Source organism: Kitasatospora sp. NPDC034023, assembly GCF_055575795.1.
In genome coordinates, this window is sequence record NZ_JBVIRY010000019.1 from 1 (window position 1) to 14822 (window position 14822).

Consider the following 14822-nt stretch of genomic DNA (forward strand, 5'->3'; position numbering starts at 1 on the left):
ACTGGGACCTTAGACAAGCCTCATCGTTGCAGCTCAGAAGGCACTTTCGCTTTTCCGATCATGCTCCGGACGCGACCCCGGATGAAACACGCAGGTTAGGCTCCGCAGATGGGGCGCGGGGTGCTCATCCTGGATTCGACCCCTTGCCGGCTCCCGCGCCCCTCCCCTCTCGCGGGGCGGCTGAGCCTGCCCCAGGCACGCCCTGTGGAGCCGTGTAGATCCACTAAGCAGGCGCGAAGCGCCTGGGTGATCAAGAACCCTGCGGCGCTGTCGCTGCTCTCTGTGGACTCCTGGTGGCCTCTGGCAGTGGCTCTGCTGTGCACCCCACCAGTCACAGATTTGTCACGCACGTACCCACGCTGTCTGGGACACGACGCTCTGACCTGGGGGTTTATGGACTGGGTGGACTAGACGGACGCCCCAAAACCGTGTTTCAGCCTGCAGGTCAAAAATGGGTTGGCGCAGCCAGGGCGCTTCGCTAGCGTGTGACGTGTCCGGTTCGGAGGCCGTTGGGCCGCCCGAGGAGTAGAGAGCAGGAGGTGAACCCCGTGGTCGTTGTCGCCCCGATAGCTGCCCAGGGCAGTACTCGCGTTCACCTCCTTTTCCCGGCCGCCGGCTGAGCCCTTCGCGCCAGCCGTAGCTCGCCGGGACCATTGCTCCCGAAGGGCCACTGCGTTGACCAACGCTGCCTCCGTTCCGTCGTTCTCTCCTTCTCTTTCTCTGTCTTCTTTCTCCTCCGCCGAGGTCGGCACCGCTCCCTCCGAGGCCGGCTCCGCGCTGGCCGGCTACGGCTGGACGCCCGAGCTCGCGGAGCTGTTCACCCCGCTCGGCGAGGCCGGGCTGCTCCCGGCCCGGATCGTCCGGGTCGACCGCGGCCAGTGCGACGCCGTGATCGCCGACCCGGAGACGGGCGAGCCGCGCACCGTCCGCTTCGACACCCGGCCGGTCGGCGACGCCGACATGATCAACTGCCCGTGCACGGGCGACTGGGCGGCCGTGGACCTCCACGCCCAGCCGATGGCCGCCGTCGTCGCGCTGCTGCCGCGCTCCACCGCGATCATCCGCAAGGTGGCCGGCAAGCGCTCCGACGGTCAGGTGCTGGCGGCCAACGTCGACACCGTCCTGATCGCCTCCTCCCTCGCCACCGATCCCGACCTCGGGCGGATCGAGCGCTTCCTCGCCCTGGCCTGGGAGTCCGGCGCCGAACCACTCGTCGCCCTCACCAAGGCCGACCTTGTGGACGACGCCGACTTCATCCGGGCCGACGTCGAGGCGATCGCGCCCGGGGTCACGGTGGTCGTCGTGAGCGCCGAGACCGGCGAAGGCATGGACGTGCTGCGCGCCTGTACCCCCGGCACCACCGCGGTGATCGGCCAGTCCGGCGTCGGCAAGTCCACGCTCACCAACGCGCTGGCCGGCGCCGTGGTGATGACCGTCCAGGAGGCCCGCGAGGTCGACCAGAAGGGCCGCCACACCACGACCACCCGCGAGCTGATCCCGCTGTCCGGCGGGGGCGTCCTGATCGACACTCCCGGGCTGCGCGAGGTCGGCCTCTACGGTGGCGAGGGCGTGGACCTGGCTTTCGCCGACATCGCCGAGCTGGCCGAGGAGTGCCGCTTCCACGACTGCGGCCACCACACCGAGCCGGGCTGCGCGGTGCAGGCGGCGCTGGCCGACGGGACCCTGCCGCAGCGCCGGATGGAGAGCTACCTCAAGCTCCAGCGCGAGAACGAGTGGATCGCCTCGCGCTCGGACGCCCGGGTGGCCAAGGCCCGGCTGCAGAAGTGGAAGACGATCACCAAGTCGATGCGTGCCGTGGGAGGTCCGGTGAAGCGCTGACCCGTCGGAGCCGGCCGACCGCCGTCAATCGGCCGCTGTCGCGCTGCGGCGACGGTGGCCGGCCTCCGCCCGGCCCACCCGGCTCAGCGGAGGTCGGCCACCAGCCGGAAGCGCTGGAGGAGCACGGGGGTGGTGTCGTCCACGGTGAAGTCCGGGTCATCGAGGGCGGCGAGCATCTCCGGGCTCCGCCAGAACCCCTCGTGCACGGCGCGCCAGTCAGCCACGCTGGCGTACCCCTCGCCCTCGTCCAGGGCGTGCCGCAGGTCGACCTCGGAGAGCGGGACCACACGGACGTCCGTGGTCTCGATCACCGCGACCCGGCGGCCGTCCGAGTCGAGGACGGCGCCCCGCTCGCCGGGCTGCGGCAGGGGCTCGCCCTCGTGCTCGTAGCCGGCGACCAGCCCGGTGGTGCTGGTCTTGGCGCCGCTGAGGACGGCCGCGACCAGCTGGTCGCGCAGCGGGCCGGGGAACGCGAACTCCTCCGGGGGCAGGGCGACCACGCGCGGGTCGTCCGGGCCGGCGTAGGGGTGGCCGGTGTAGGGCCGGCCGGTGGGCCGGGCACCTGGCTGCTCGCTCATGCGGCGAGCGTAGCCGCGGGCCGGCTGGAACGGCCGTGAATTTCGGGCCGGGCCGGGCCTGGGCGGGGGAGGGGTGGGGCGGGGGAGGGGGAGGGCCCCCGAACGGCGATGTCCGATTCCCGCCAGTCACCCCCCGCCCGATCCCGCAGACTGGACAACGTGATCGACGACGACATCCGGTACCGAGCCGTGGACAGCCGCGACGCCCGCTTCGACGGCGTCTTCTTCACGGCCGTCACCTCCACCGGCATCTACTGCCGACCAAGCTGCCCCGCCGTGACCCCCAAGCGGGTCAACTGCGTCTTCTACCCCAGCGCCGCGGCCGCCCAGGGCGCAGGCTTCCGTGCCTGCCGCCGCTGCCGCCCCGACTCGGTGCCGGGATCCCCCGAGTGGAACCACCGCGCCGACCTGGTCGGCCGCGCGATGCGACTGATCGGCGACGGCGTGGTGGACCGCGAGGGCGTCGCGGGTCTGGCCGGCCGCCTCGGTTACAGCTCCCGCCAGCTGCAGCGTCAGCTCACCGCCGAGCTCGGCGCGGGCCCGATCGCGCTGGCCCGCGCCCGTCGCGCCCAGACCGCCCGCCTCCTCCTGCAGACCACCGAGCTGTCCGTCACCGACATCGCGTTCGCGGCCGGCTTCGCCTCCGTCCGCCAGTTCAACGACACCGTGCGCGAGGTCTACGACCGTACGCCCAGCGGCCTGCGCGCCGAGGTCGCCGCCGGTCGCCGCACCGCGACCCCGGCCGGCGGCCTGACCCTGCGCCTCGCCTACCGCGGCGCGCTGGACAGCGACCACCTGATCGACTTCCTCGCCCTGCGCGCCATCCCCGGTGTGGAGGAGGTCGTCCCCGGCGCGCGCCCGGGCGTCCGGACCTACCGGCGCACCCTCGGGCTCCCGTACGGCCACGGCATCGCCGAGGTCGACGGCCTGGCGCCGGACGAGCCGCGCACCCGAGGCTGGCTGGACTGCCGGCTCTTCCTCGCCGACCTGCGCGACCTGCCGACCGCCGTCCAACGGCTGCGCATCCTCTTCGACCTGGACGCCGACCCGCTCGCGGTCGACGAGCAGCTCGGCGCCGACCCGGTGCTCGGTCCGCTGGTCCGCGAGCGCCCCGGACTGCGCTCGCCCGGCCACGTGGACCCGCACGAACTCGCCGTCCGCGCCGTCCTCGGCCAGCAGGTCAGCGTCGGCGCGGCCCGTACCCTGGCGGGCCGGCTCGCCGAGAAGTACGGCACCGCACTGCCCGAGCCCAGCGGCGGCCTGCGGCTGCTCTTCCCGACCGCGGCGGTCCTGGCCACGGCAGAGGCGGAGGACTTCGCGATGCCCGCCGCCCGCCGCCGCGCGCTCACCGGCCTGTGCGCGGCCCTGGCGGAGGGCGTGGTGAGCCTCGACAGCGGGGTCGACCGGGAGGAGGCCGCGACCCGGCTGCTGGCCCTGCCCGGCATCGGCCCCTGGACGGTCGGCTACCTGCGGATGCGGGCCCTCGCCGACCCCGATGTCTTCCTCCCGAGCGACGTGGGAGTCAAGCACGGCCTCGTCCGGCTCGGCGTCCCCGGCGACCCGAAGTCCGCCGCCCGCGCGGCCGAGGCCTGGGCCCCGTGGCGCTCCTACGCGGTCCACCGGCTGTGGGCCGGCCCCGCGACCACCAGCACCGGAACGGAGAACGAACGAGCATGAGCACCACCGTCCCCACTGCCACCGTCCCCACTGCCACCGTCCACACGAGCACCGCCCACACCGGCACCGTCTACACCACCATGGAGAGCCCCTTCGGCCGGCTGCTGCTCAGCGGTGTCCTGCCCGAGGACGGCGGGCCGGCCGCGCTGGCCACCGTCACGGCGCCGGGCCAGAAGTACGCGCTGGCCGAACCCGCCGACGACTGGGTCCTCGACCCGGAGGCGCTCGCCGAGCCGGTCGCCCAGCTGACCGCCTACTTCGCCGGCGAGCGCACCGGCTTCGACCTGCCGCTCGCGCCGGTCGGCACCGAGTTCCGCCGCCGGATCTGGGCCGCGCTGGACGAGATCCCGTACGGCACGACCGTCACCTACGGCGAACTCGCCGAGCTGGCCGGGCAGGAGCCGCGGATGGTCCGCGCGGTCGGCGGCGCGGTGGGCGCCAACCCGCTGCTGATCGTGCGCCCCTGCCACCGGGTGCTCGGCGCCAACGGCTCGCTCACCGGCTTCGCGGCGGGCGTGGACCGCAAGCGCCTGCTGCTGGAGCTGGAGAGCGGCACCCTGTTCTGACCGCCGGCCCGATCGCTCCGGACCGATCGCTCCGGACCGATCACTCCGGACCGATCACTCCTGAGGTGATCACTCCGAACTGCGCAGGTCCACCCGCCAGTTGTGGCTGCGCATGAACCGCCCGGGCGGGAACTCGAACTCCGTCTCGCCGAGCAGCGTGAACCCGGCCTTCGCGCAGACCGCGTTGGAGGCGGGGTTGTCCACCGACGGGAAGGCGTGCAGGTACCGGTGGGCCGCCTCGCGGCGGGCGGCCGCGACCGCGGCGCGGGTGGCGGCGACGGCGATGCCCCGGCCCTGGAAGCCGGGCAGCACGTTCCAGCCCATCTCGTGGACGGTCTCGCCCTCCCAGGTCCGGGTGCCGTAGCCGACCGTGCCAACCGACTCGCCGTCGACTGCCCCGCCGTCGACTGTCCCGTCCCCGACCGCCGCGTCCTCGGGCAGCAGCACGATCCGGTACATGCAGCCGAGGCCGGACGGGACGAAGTCCAGGTAGCGGCCGTGCCGGACGAGCAGCTGCTCCTCGGTCTCCGGGCCGCCGACGTGCGTCTTCATCTCCGGTGTGTTGACCCGGCGCAGCAGCGCGAGGTCGGCGTCCGTCCAGGGCTCGATGTGTACCCGTGCTGTGGTCATGCCGGCGACGGTAGCGGCAGGACCGGGCCGTCGACCAACGGGTTTGTCCACCGGTCGGCACCGGCGGCACCGGCGGCACCGGCCGGGACGGGGCGAGCCGGTCGACGCCGGTTCAGCCCTGTTCGGTGCCGGTCCCCGGCTGTTGCGCGAGGGCCCGGGCGAGCTGCTCCAGGGCGGGCAGGGCGTTGACGACCGCCGCGCGGTCGGCGGGTTCGAGGGCGCCGAGCGCGGTGGCGATGCGGCGCTCGTGCGCCTGCTGCCAGTCGTCGAGCTGGCGCCGTCCGGCCGGGGTGAGGGCGATCCGGGCGGTGCGGCGGTCGCCGGGGTCGGCCTGGCGGTCCACGAAGCCGGCTTCGAGCAGCTTGCCGACCAGTCCGCTGACGGTGTTGGGGGCGAGCCGCTGACGGGCGGCCAGTTCGCCGACCCGCAGTGGTGCGGCGGCGAGGGTCTGGAGGAGTTCGACCTGCGCCATCGGCAGGGACTCCCACGGGTAGTCGGTGCGGATGCTGCTGCGCAGTGCGCGGCGCAGCCGGGTCACGGTGTCGGTCAGTTGCCGGGCGTGCTCGACCGCCGGGTCGGGGCTTGTGGTGGCGGGGTCGGGAACGTGTGGTGACGACGGCATGGCGGACAGCGTATCTCCTGGTACGGGGCGTGCCGGGGGCGCGGTCCGTCCCTCGGGCGCGGTGTGGACGCCCCGCGAGACGCTTCGTATCGCAGGACGACCTGCTCGTAGAAAGAACATGTCTGCATCCGATATATTCGTCCCATGAACGCCACCGCCCTTGCCGCCCGACTGCTCACCGAGCGGCCCCGGCCCCGCGGCATCGCCGGGTGGCGCCACGCCCACTGGCTGGCTGTCGGCACGGTCTGCCTCGGCGCCTTCCTCGGCCAGCTCGACGCCAGCGTCATCGCCCTGGTCTTCCCCGCCATCGGCCACCACTTCGACGCGGGCTTCGCCGCCGTCGAATGGGTCGCCCTCGCCTACCTGCTCGTCCTGGTCGCCCTGCTGGCCCCGATCGGCCGACTGTCCGACCTGGCCGGCCGCAAGACGATGTACATCGGCGGCTTCGCCGTCTTCGGCCTCTCCTCGCTCGGCGCCGGATTCGCCGGCAGCCTCTGGATCCTGGTCGGCTGCCGGGCCGTCCAGGCCGTCGGCGCCGCGATGATGCAGGCCAACAGCGTCGCGCTGGTCGCCCGCGGCGTCCCGGAGCACGCGATGCGGCGCGCGCTCGGCATCCAGGCCTCCGCCCAGGGCCTCGGGCTGGCGCTGGGGCCCAGCCTCGGCGGCCTGCTGGTCGAACACGCCTCGTGGCGCTGGGTGTTCTGGGTCAACGTGCCGATCGCCGTGTTCGGCATCCTGGCCGGCTGGTACCTGCTGCCCCGCACCCGGACGGACGGCGTGGGCCCCGTTCCCAACCCCCGGACGCGCCCCACGGTCCGTCCGCACCGCGACGACGCCCGCTTCGACCTGCCCGGCATGCTGCTGCTCACCGGCGCGACCACGTCGCTGCTGCTCGCCCTGTCCACCGCCTCCGGCCTTCCGCTGCCCGGCTGGGTCGTCGCCGTCCTGCTGCTCGCCGCCGCCGTGCTCACGGTGGCGCTGGTGCGCCAGGAGCGGCGGGCCGCCCGGCCGATCCTGGCACCCGGCCTGGTCAACACCCCGGGCGTGCGGTCCGGCCTGGTGGTCGCGCTGATCGGCTACCTGCTGCTGTTCTGCCCGCTCGTGCTGGGCCCCGTGCTGCTCACCGGCGCGGGTGTGTCGACGGCCGGCGCGGGCCTGCTGGTCACCCTGCTGCCCGCCGCGTTCGCCTTCGCCGCGACGGTCGGCGGCGGGCTGCTGCCCCGGGACTGGTCGGATGCGACCAGGTGCCGCTTCGGCGCAGCCGTGGCGGCGGGCGGGCTGCTGCTGTTCGCCCTGCTGCCGGCCTCGACCGTGTCGGCGGCCCCGCTGCTGGTCGCCGGGTACGGGCTGGGCCTGCTGCTGCCGGCCAACAACGCGCTGGTGATGCGGGCGATCCCTGCGGAGTGTTCGGCGGTCGGCGGCGGCATGGTGAACATGGCGCGCAGCCTCGGTACGGCGCTCGGCATGGCACTGTCCGTCCTCGGCGTCCACCTGGCAGGCGCGGCGTCCGGTGGGCGGACGGTGCTCCTCCTCCTCGCGGCGGTCGCGGCCGCGGCCGCACTCCTCACCCGGCCGGCCCGCGGTCCGCTCCGCAGACATCGGGCCGTGCCCGGTCCCGGGGCTCCCGGGGCTCCCGGGGCTCCCGGGGCTCCCGGGGCGTTCGAGGCACCCGGGGTGCCCGGGGTGCCCGGGGTGCCCGGTGATCCTCATTCGAAGTCGTCGGCTGCGGTGAGGCCTTCGAGGAACGAGCGGAAGTCCGGCGCGAGCGGCAGCTCCCGGCCGAGGTCCGCCTCGAACCAGGTGACGGACGGTTCCCGGTCCCGGCCGCGCTCCCGGTAGTCCAGCCCGATCCAGCACGGTCCCTCACCCGAGAGCAGGACCACCGGGGAGGGCAGGCCCCACTCCGTGACCAGGTACGGGCTGTCGAGCAGGGACAGCGCTCCCGCGCGCCGGCCGATGCCCATCAGCCAGTCGAACGGGACGTGGTCGGCGCTCCACGAGGTCGGCCGACTGGTGGGGAAGGCGTTCCGGTCCTCCGCGACCCCGCCGCCGTCGCGGTGGTGCAGCAGGTCGAGCAGGGCGGCCGGAAGCGTGACGCCGAGCAGCCGCTGGGCCTCCGCGACCGCTTCGGCGGTCAGGGCCGACTGCGCGTCGTCCTCGGCCCCGGCGTCCCACAGGGAACACCGGAAGTCGTCACCGCGCGCCATGGTCGGTCTCCGTGCCACGGCCCGCTTCCGCGCCGTGACCGGTCTCAGGGACGGGGCGGGCGTTCAGGGCGTCCTGGGCCCGGTTCAGGCCGCGCCGCACCAGGGTCTCCAGGGCGTCCGCGCAACGGTCCAACTCGCCGGGCATGGCCGTGAGTTCGTCGTCCGAGAACTTCTTCAGCACGAAGTCGCCGACGCTCTGCCCCTTCGGCGGCCGGCCGATGCCGAACCGCAGTCGGACGAAGTCGCGGGTGCCGAGCACCTCGCCCACCGAGCGCACCCCGTTGTGGCCGCCGGGCCCGCCGCCGCGCTTGAGCCTGGCGGAGCCGAACGCGAAGTCCAGGTCGTCCTGCACGACCACCAGCTGCTCCACCGGCACGCCGTAGCGGCGCAGCAGCGCGGCCACCGGGCGGCCGGACAGGTTGATGAACCACAGCGGCTTGGCGAGCAGCACCGGCCGGCCGTCGACCGCGATCTCCGCGACCAGGGTGGCGATGCCGTGCCACCGGAACCGGGCGCCGTGCCGCTCGGCCAGCCGGTCGACGGCCAGGAAGCCCGCGTTGTGCCGGGTCTGCCGGAACCACGGTCCGGGGTTGCCCAGTCCGGCGATCAGCCAGGGTGCGCCGGGTGCGCGGGGTGCGCGGGGTGCGCGGGGTGCGCGGGGTGCGCGGGGTGCGTCGGGTGCGTCGGGTGCGTCGGGGGTCATGCGAGGTCTCCGCAGGGGGGTGGGAACGGCGGACGGCCGGGGCGCGGCGGGGACGGTGCGGGACCGTCGGCTGCGCCCCGGCCGTCCGGGGAACGAGAGCGGTGGGAGTGGTGAGCCGGTTCAGGACGCGGGCACGCCGGGGGCGGCGCCGCGCTCCGTGAGCATGTCGGTCATCAGCTGCAGCTCCGAGGTCTGGGCGATCACCATCGACTGCGCGAGCCGCTTCTCGGTGTCGTTCCTGGCCAGGTCCACGTAACCCTGGGCCATCTCGACGCCGCCCTTGTGGTGCTCGATCATCAGCTGCAGGTAGAACACCTCGGCGTCCCGCCCGCTGAGCGAACGCAGCTTCGCGATCTGGGTGTTGGTGGCCATGCCGGGCATCAGCGAACCGTCGTGCGCCTGGTAGTCGTGGCCCATCTGCATCCACGCCATCGGCTTGGCGCCCGAGTGCTGTGTCAGCCCCCACTGGTCCAGCCAGCCCATCATCATGCCGCGCTGGTTGGCCTGGGTGTTGATGATGTCGAAGGCGAGGGTGCGGGTCGGCTCGTCGCTCGTGCGGTCCCGGACGACGAACGACAGGTCCACCGCCTGCTGGTGGTGGGTCGCCATGTCGCGGGCGAACCCGGCCTCGGGCGAGTCGTCCGCGGGGACCGACAGCGCGGTGCCGGAGGCGGAGGTCCCGCTTGCCACCAGGGCCGGCACCCCGAGCGCCAGCGCCACGGCGGCGGCCAGCGCGGCCGGCCACCACATGCGCCGACGGCGCGGGGCGGCGCCCCCGCCGTCCTCGGCGGTGACGGCTCCGGTGACGGCCTCCGCAGCCGGGTCCACGGCCGTCTCCACGCCGTTCTCGGCCGCGGCCGCCTGGGGACGGCCCGCGTCGGCGGTCACATCTGCCCCATGGTGCAGGAGGCGCCCGGCTCCTGGGTCTGCTTGCCCTGGACGTACTTGGTGAAGAACTGGTTCACCCGGGGGTCGCTGGCGCTGTCCACGACCAGCTGGGTGCTCCAGGCGTTCAGGGTGATGGTGCCCTGCTCGTCCGGGTACGGGCTCATCAGCGAGTACGGGGTGGCCTTGACCTTGTCGGTCAGGGTCTTGATGTCGTCCGGGGTGGCCTTGCCGTTGTACGTCACCCAGACCGCGCCGTGCTCCAGCGAGTGGACGGCACGCTCGTTCTCGACCGGCTGGTCGTAGACGTGGCCCATGCAGTCCAGCCAGACCGCGTTGTGGTCGCCGCCGACCGGCGGGGTCATCGGGTAGGTGACCTTCTCCTTGACGTGGTTGCGGGTCAGGTCGCCGAAGGTCTTCACACCCGGGATGTCCGCGTTGGCGGCGGCTTCCTTGTCCTTCTTCTTCTGGTTCTGGTCCATGACGACCCAGGTGCCGGTGGCTATCGCGGCGATCACCAGCACACCGGCCACCACCGAAGCGACGACCTTGTTACGGCGGTCGCGGCGCTGCTCGGCGGCGCGCAGCTCGGCGATCCGGGCGCGGCGGTCGAGGCCGACCTGCTTGCCGCCGGACTTGTTGGACTGCTTGGCGGAACCCATGGTGGTGTCCTTGTCTCCGCCGCGCACAAGGTCGGTGGCGGCGGTCAGCTGGAGAGTGAGGCAGGGCGGATCCGTCGGCGGCTGGGCCGGCGGTGGGTTCCGCTCAGGACCGGTGGACCTGGAGTTCGTGCAGGTCGGGCGCCGGGTGCGAACCGTCCAGCAGGCCCGCGGGCACCACCCGGGGCAGCGCCTCGGGCGCGGCCGGGGTCACGGGTGACACGGCGGGCTGCGGCTGCGGCGGCGGATTCGGCAGCTGGGCGTCCTGCGGGCAGTACGGGTGGCTGGTGCAGCCGTTGTTGCGCGGGGGCTGGCCGTCGGCGGTGCAGAGGATCCAGTGCCCCTGCTCCTCGGCGATCCGCTGCTGGTCGGAGGCCTTCGAGGCCTTGCCGACCTCGGCGAGCTTCGCGGCCTTGGCGGGCTTGGTGGCCTGCTCGGCGTGGCCCGTGTGGGGCGCTTGTCCGGTCGCGACCTGGACGCTGACGACGCTGACGACGGTGAGGGCACTGGCCGGGGCGGCGGCCGGCACCGGACGGGCAGGCCCGTCCACCGCCTTCGCCGGACCCGCGCAGGGCAGCATCGACAACAGGGCGGCGAGCAGCAGGACCAACAGCGCACCCACCGGGCGGCCCGCCGGTGCGGCCCTCCCCGGTCGGGGTGAGCTGGGGGCCGACGCGGTCATGCGCACATTTAATCAGCCGAACGAGTGAAGCGATGCCCCCCACCGGCCCTCATTTTCGGGGGTCGGAACGCCCGGATGTCCAGGAAACACCCTGCTCCGGGCACATCCGGCAAGCACGGACGGAACGGAAGCGGGCCGGGCGGTGACGTCCCCGGTGAAGCGACCGGGCGCGGGCGACGAACCGGCTGGTCGGCGCGGTGGCCGGGATGTTCCGGTGGGTGACCGGTTGTCGCCGAAACCCGGACAGGGCCGTTGCACTTGGAGAACAATGACGTCGAGCCCGGCCCGCCGGGGGCGGCGCGACCACGGACCGAGGCAGGAGCCGCCAGATGAGCAAGCAGGGTGCACCCGCACAGCCGCACCGGCCCGACGACGGCTGGTGGGACACCGTCTACGACGGCCCGGCGGGCACCCTCCCGGACACCCCGCACGCCGACCCGGGGGACGGCAGCGTCGACGACTGGTTCGACACGGCGGCAGGGCTCATCGGGCAGCAGCGGTCGGCGGAGCCGGAGCCGGAGCCGGCCCCGGCTCCGGCGGCGGCGGAGGGTGAGCCGGAGCCCGCGCAGGACGGCCGCGACAGCCTCGACGACTGGTTCGACACGGCGGTCGGCGTGATCGACGGACCAGACGTGACCGACGGACCGGAGGGGATCGGGCGTCAGCGGACGTCCATGGAGACCCACCAGTTCCCGGCGCCTTCCTTCGCCGACGACGCGCCGAGGGCGGCGGCGGAGACGCCGGAGCCGGAGCCGGAGGAGACGGCTGTTCCGCTCTCGCTGGAGAAGAACACCCCGCCGTCAGCCCCCGGGCCCGTCGTCGCCGAGGTTCCGGAACCTCCGGAGGTTCCGGAGGTTGCCGAGGTTTCAGAGGTTGCCGAGGTGCCTGAAGCGCCCGAGGCGGTGGCCGAGGCGCCCGAAGGACCCGAGGCAGCCACCCCCGACCCGACCCCCGAACCCGAGCCCGACCACGCACCGGCGCCCGAATCCGACCCGGCACCGGCACCTGTCACCGCCACCGTCCCCGACCCCCGCCTGGCCGTCCGCGCGCCGCTCGCCGACGGCGGGGCCACCGTCCCGCACGTCGGCGAACGCCCCCCGACCTACGGGCCCGAGCCGACGGCCGTACCGGAGGCGGACCCGGGCTCGCTGCGCTCGCTCGCCCCGGACACCGTGCTGGAGGGCGCGCAGTACGGGCCGTCCGTCCTGCGCGCCGTGTCCGTCCGGGGCGACTCCGCGCGCTACCGGGGCGAACCGCGCCGCGACTCCCTCCTGGTCACCCGCTTCGGCGACGGGCCCGACGGACTGCTGCTCGCCGTGCTCGGCGGCTTCGACCGGACGGGCGGCGCCGAGGACGACACGGTCACCGCGGAGGCCGTCGCCACCGCCGCCGGTGAGGCCTGCCGCCAACTCGCCGCCGCGATCGGGCGCAGCCGGGCCGGACTGGCCGCCGACCTGCGCGACGGTGCCCGGGACCGGCTCCGCTACGGGCTCCAGCGGCTGGCCACCGGAGCCGTCGCCCCGCTGCGCGCGCTGGCACCCCGGGCGGAGGGGGACGACAGCCCGTCGCCGGCCTCGCTGCACTGCCTGATGGTGTCGCTCGACCCGGCGGCGGGCTATCGCGCGGCCTTCGGTGTCGGCCCGGGCGGCCTGTACCTGCTGCGTTCCGGCCACTGGATCGACGCGTACGCGGCCCGGCTCCTGCACCACCCGGACGGCCAGCCGCCGGCGCCCGAGGCCCCGGTCCCGGACCCGCGCCCGTTCCGCTTCCGGCTCGTTCCCGCCACGCCGGGCGACATCCTGCTCCTCTGCACCCCCGGCCTGGCCCGCCCGATCGCCGACGAACCAGCCGTCGCCCATTTCCTCTCCACCCACTGGGCCCACCCGCACACCCCGGGCACCGTCGACTTCCTGCGCCAGGTCCAGGTCCGCGCCAAGGGTTACGCCGACGACCGCACCGCCGCCGCCGTCTGGACCGAGTGACGGTGGACCGGTCTGCCTATTTCGCCCCGGGAGCGGCCGCGGCTCAGGTGCGGAGGAGGATGCCGGTGACGGCGGTGGCCTGGGTGAGGGCGGCTGGGGGGTGGGAGTCGGGGAGGCCGATGGCGATGGGGACGGCGAGGCCGTCGAGGAGGGCGCGGATCTGGGTGGCGCGGTCGGCGGCGGGGCCCGGGGTGAAGTGGCCGGTGGCGGTGCCCTGTTCGATGAGGGTCACCAGGTCGGCCTGCCAGGGGGCTTCGATCTCCTGCTGTCCCCGGCGGATCTCGGCGCTCGCGGGGGAGCGGCCCCAGACTTCGACCCAGAGGATCCAGCGCGGGTCCCCCGCTCCCTCGGGCAGGTAGAGGCGCAGGTAGGCGTCGAGGCGCTGCCAGGGGTCGAGGGTGTGGTCGGCGAGGGTGTCGCGGCGGCGGGCGCCGAGCTGGTCCTCGCTCCAGCGGAGGGTTTCCAGCAGGAGCTGGTCCTTGCTGCCGAAGTAGTAGAGCAGGTGTCCGGCGCTCATCTGGAGCTGTTTGCCGAGTCCGGCCATGGTGAGCTTGGCGAGCCCGTGTTCGGCGATCGCGGCCCGGGCGGTGGCGAAGACCTCCTCGCGGGGGCGTGCGGGCCGGCGCGGGCGGGGGTCGGCCATGTGCGGTGCTCTCCCTGGGTGGAACGGTAGTTCGAAGGCTGCCGGAGCGGGGCGGTGGGCCCCGCTCCGGCAGCCCCGGGGGTCAGGCCTTGGGCTGCTGCTGGGTGATGCAGTGGATGCCGCCGCCGTTGGCGAAGATCTCGCGGGCGTCGACGAGTTCGACGGTGCGGCCCGGGTAGGCGCGGCCGAGGATGGCGGCGGCCTCCTGGTCGCGCGGGTCGGCGAAGGCGCACAGGATCACGGCGCCGTTGGCCACGTAGTGGTTGATGTAGGAGTAGTCGACCGGTTCGCCGTCCTCGTCCAGCAGGACGGTGGGGGCGGGCAGTTCGACGACCTCCAGCGGCCGGCCCTGGGCGTCCGTCGAGGCGCGCAGGACGGCGACGAGTTCCCGGCAGACCTCGTGGTCCGGGTGGGACGGGTCGGGCTGCACGTGGGCGACCACGACGCCGGGGCGCACGAAGGAGGCGACGATGTCGATGTGCCCGCGGGTGCCGAACTCGTCGTAGTCGCGGGTGAGTCCGCGCGGCAGCCAGATCGCCTTGGTGGTGCCGAGGAAGGCATGCAGCTCGGCCTCGACCTCCTCCTTGGTCCAGTCGGCGTTGCGGCCCTCGCCGAGCTGGACGGTCTCGGTGAGCAGCACCGTGCCCTCGCCGTCGACGTGGATGCCGCCGCCCTCGTTGATCAGCCGGGAGGCGAAGCGCTGAACCTCCGTCAGTTCGCCGATGTGCTCGGCGATGTGCTGGTCCTTGTCCCAGCGGGCCCAGGACTGCGCACCCCAGCCGTTGAAGATCCAGTCGGCGGCGGCCAGCGAGCCCTTGCCGTCGATCAGGAAGGACGGGCCGATGTCGCGCATCCACGCGTCGTTGAGCGGGCGCTCGACGATCTCGACCCGCTCGGAGACGTACTTGCGGGCCTCAGCCGTCTCACCGGTGTTGACGACCAGCGTCACCGGCTCGTACCGGACGATGGTGTCGGCGACGGCGGCCCAGGCCTCGCGGCCGGCGTGCAGCGCCTCGGGGGTGTCGAAGGTGGGGTTGGCGGTCGGGAAGGCCATCCAGGTGCGGTCGTGCGGGTGCCACTCGGCGGGCATCCGGTAGCCGAGGGAGGCGGGCGTGGGGGTGGTCATCATCAAGTCCTATGGGGGAGATC

Annotated in this window: 14 protein-coding genes and 1 pseudogene; 5 read left to right on the forward strand and 10 right to left on the reverse strand. The window is 73.9% G+C overall.

Annotation, left to right across the window (positions count from 1 at the left end; all coding sequences use genetic code 11):
- Positions 1-720 precede the first annotated feature (720 nt).
- Positions 721-1839 (forward strand): ribosome small subunit-dependent GTPase A, encoded by a 1119-nt coding sequence (gene rsgA, locus ACZ52R_RS24240; RefSeq protein WP_465618787.1) that lies wholly within the window; start codon positions 721-723, stop codon positions 1837-1839.
- Positions 1840-1922: 83 nt separating this feature from the next.
- Here the strand turns inward: rsgA and ACZ52R_RS24245 are convergent, their stop codons facing one another.
- The gene (locus ACZ52R_RS24245; RefSeq protein ID WP_465618530.1) at positions 1923-2417 is read right to left on the reverse strand and encodes an ASCH domain-containing protein; all 495 of its coding nucleotides are present in this window, start codon (positions 2415-2417) and stop codon (positions 1923-1925) included.
- A gap of 108 nt (positions 2418-2525) precedes the next feature.
- Between ACZ52R_RS24245 and ACZ52R_RS24250 the strand changes: the two genes are divergently transcribed.
- Both ACZ52R_RS24250 and ACZ52R_RS24255 read left to right on the forward strand, forming a co-directional pair.
- Positions 2526-4094, forward strand: a complete 1569-nt coding sequence (locus ACZ52R_RS24250; protein WP_465618532.1) for a DNA-3-methyladenine glycosylase 2 family protein — start codon at positions 2526-2528, stop codon at positions 4092-4094.
- A complete protein-coding gene (locus tag ACZ52R_RS24255; RefSeq protein WP_465754123.1) occupies positions 4091-4660 on the forward strand; it encodes a methylated-DNA--[protein]-cysteine S-methyltransferase in 570 nt (189 codons plus the stop codon). The genes ACZ52R_RS24250 and ACZ52R_RS24255 overlap by 4 nt, the downstream gene beginning before the upstream one ends.
- A 69-nt stretch (positions 4661-4729) precedes the next feature.
- On the opposite strand, the gene ACZ52R_RS24260 is transcribed toward ACZ52R_RS24255, so the two are convergent.
- Both ACZ52R_RS24260 and ACZ52R_RS24265 read right to left on the reverse strand, forming a co-directional pair.
- Positions 4730-5290: a GNAT family N-acetyltransferase gene (locus ACZ52R_RS24260; protein WP_465618536.1), complete on the reverse strand. Its 561-nt coding sequence runs from the start codon at positions 5288-5290 to the stop codon at positions 4730-4732.
- Positions 5291-5402: 112 nt separating this feature from the next.
- Complete coding sequence (locus ACZ52R_RS24265) at positions 5403-5912, reverse strand: MarR family winged helix-turn-helix transcriptional regulator (protein ID WP_360499235.1); 510 nt, start codon at positions 5910-5912, stop codon at positions 5403-5405.
- Positions 5913-6056: 144 nt separating this feature from the next.
- Between ACZ52R_RS24265 and ACZ52R_RS24270 the strand changes: the two genes are divergently transcribed.
- Positions 6057-7751 carry an MFS transporter gene (locus ACZ52R_RS24270; protein WP_465754124.1) on the forward strand — a complete coding sequence of 565 codons (1695 nt, stop codon included), beginning with the start codon at positions 6057-6059 and terminating at the stop codon, positions 7749-7751.
- On the opposite strand, the pseudogene ACZ52R_RS24275 reads toward ACZ52R_RS24270, so the two are convergent.
- The 5 genes and pseudogenes from ACZ52R_RS24275 to ACZ52R_RS24295 form a co-directional block, all read right to left on the reverse strand.
- Positions 7709-8119: pseudogene (locus ACZ52R_RS24275) on the reverse strand (SMI1/KNR4 family protein); the annotation flags it as partial. The gene ACZ52R_RS24270 and the pseudogene ACZ52R_RS24275 overlap by 43 nt on opposite strands.
- Positions 8106-8822: an aminoacyl-tRNA hydrolase gene (gene pth / locus ACZ52R_RS24280; protein WP_465754125.1), complete on the reverse strand. Its 717-nt coding sequence runs from the start codon at positions 8820-8822 to the stop codon at positions 8106-8108. The gene pth and the pseudogene ACZ52R_RS24275, both read right to left, overlap by 14 nt.
- Positions 8823-8942: 120 nt before the next feature.
- Positions 8943-9572: a DUF305 domain-containing protein gene (locus ACZ52R_RS24285; RefSeq protein ID WP_360499406.1), complete on the reverse strand. Its 630-nt coding sequence runs from the start codon at positions 9570-9572 to the stop codon at positions 8943-8945.
- Positions 9573-9706: 134 nt separating this feature from the next.
- Complete coding sequence (locus ACZ52R_RS24290; RefSeq protein ID WP_360499241.1) at positions 9707-10369, reverse strand: DUF3105 domain-containing protein; 663 nt, start codon at positions 10367-10369, stop codon at positions 9707-9709.
- 103 nt (positions 10370-10472) lie between these two features.
- The gene (locus ACZ52R_RS24295; protein WP_465618545.1) at positions 10473-11048 is read right to left on the reverse strand and encodes a hypothetical protein; all 576 of its coding nucleotides are present in this window, start codon (positions 11046-11048) and stop codon (positions 10473-10475) included.
- Between the two features lie 329 nt (positions 11049-11377).
- Between ACZ52R_RS24295 and ACZ52R_RS24300 the strand changes: the two genes are divergently transcribed.
- The gene (locus tag ACZ52R_RS24300; protein ID WP_465754126.1) at positions 11378-13030 is read left to right on the forward strand and encodes a PP2C family serine/threonine-protein phosphatase; all 1653 of its coding nucleotides are present in this window, start codon (positions 11378-11380) and stop codon (positions 13028-13030) included.
- A 43-nt stretch (positions 13031-13073) separates the two neighbouring features.
- On the opposite strand, the gene ACZ52R_RS24305 is transcribed toward ACZ52R_RS24300, so the two are convergent.
- Positions 13074-13673, reverse strand: a complete 600-nt coding sequence (locus tag ACZ52R_RS24305; RefSeq protein WP_465663850.1) for a TetR/AcrR family transcriptional regulator — start codon at positions 13671-13673, stop codon at positions 13074-13076.
- A gap of 82 nt (positions 13674-13755) precedes the next feature.
- Entirely contained in the window at positions 13756-14802 is a 1047-nt protein-coding gene (locus ACZ52R_RS24310) for an agmatine deiminase family protein (protein ID WP_465663849.1), read from the reverse strand.
- Positions 14803-14822 lie beyond the last annotated feature (20 nt).

Bases quoted from the DNA above. Each gene is read 5' to 3' on its own strand.
- pth (WP_465754125.1), bottom strand. From the start codon at position 8,822: ATGACCCCCGACGCACCCGACGCACCCGACGCACCCCGCGCACCCCGC.
- ACZ52R_RS24290 (WP_360499241.1), bottom strand. From the start codon at position 10,369: ATGGGTTCCGCCAAGCAGTCCAACAAGTCCGGCGGCAAGCAGGTCGGC.
- ACZ52R_RS24260 (WP_465618536.1), bottom strand. From the start codon at position 5,290: ATGACCACAGCACGGGTACACATCGAGCCCTGGACGGACGCCGACCTC.
- ACZ52R_RS24245 (WP_465618530.1), bottom strand. From the start codon at position 2,417: ATGAGCGAGCAGCCAGGTGCCCGGCCCACCGGCCGGCCCTACACCGGC.
- ACZ52R_RS24270 (WP_465754124.1), top strand. From the start codon at position 6,057: ATGAACGCCACCGCCCTTGCCGCCCGACTGCTCACCGAGCGGCCCCGG.
- ACZ52R_RS24285 (WP_360499406.1), bottom strand. From the start codon at position 9,572: ATGTGGTGGCCGGCCGCGCTGGCCGCCGCCGTGGCGCTGGCGCTCGGG.
- ACZ52R_RS24295 (WP_465618545.1), bottom strand. From the start codon at position 11,048: ATGACCGCGTCGGCCCCCAGCTCACCCCGACCGGGGAGGGCCGCACCG.
- ACZ52R_RS24300 (WP_465754126.1), top strand. From the start codon at position 11,378: ATGAGCAAGCAGGGTGCACCCGCACAGCCGCACCGGCCCGACGACGGC.
- ACZ52R_RS24250 (WP_465618532.1), top strand. From the start codon at position 2,526: ATGTCCGATTCCCGCCAGTCACCCCCCGCCCGATCCCGCAGACTGGAC.
- ACZ52R_RS24305 (WP_465663850.1), bottom strand. From the start codon at position 13,673: ATGGCCGACCCCCGCCCGCGCCGGCCCGCACGCCCCCGCGAGGAGGTC.
- ACZ52R_RS24310 (WP_465663849.1), bottom strand. From the start codon at position 14,802: ATGATGACCACCCCCACGCCCGCCTCCCTCGGCTACCGGATGCCCGCC.
- ACZ52R_RS24255 (WP_465754123.1), top strand. From the start codon at position 4,091: ATGAGCACCACCGTCCCCACTGCCACCGTCCCCACTGCCACCGTCCAC.
- ACZ52R_RS24265 (WP_360499235.1), bottom strand. From the start codon at position 5,912: ATGCCGTCGTCACCACACGTTCCCGACCCCGCCACCACAAGCCCCGAC.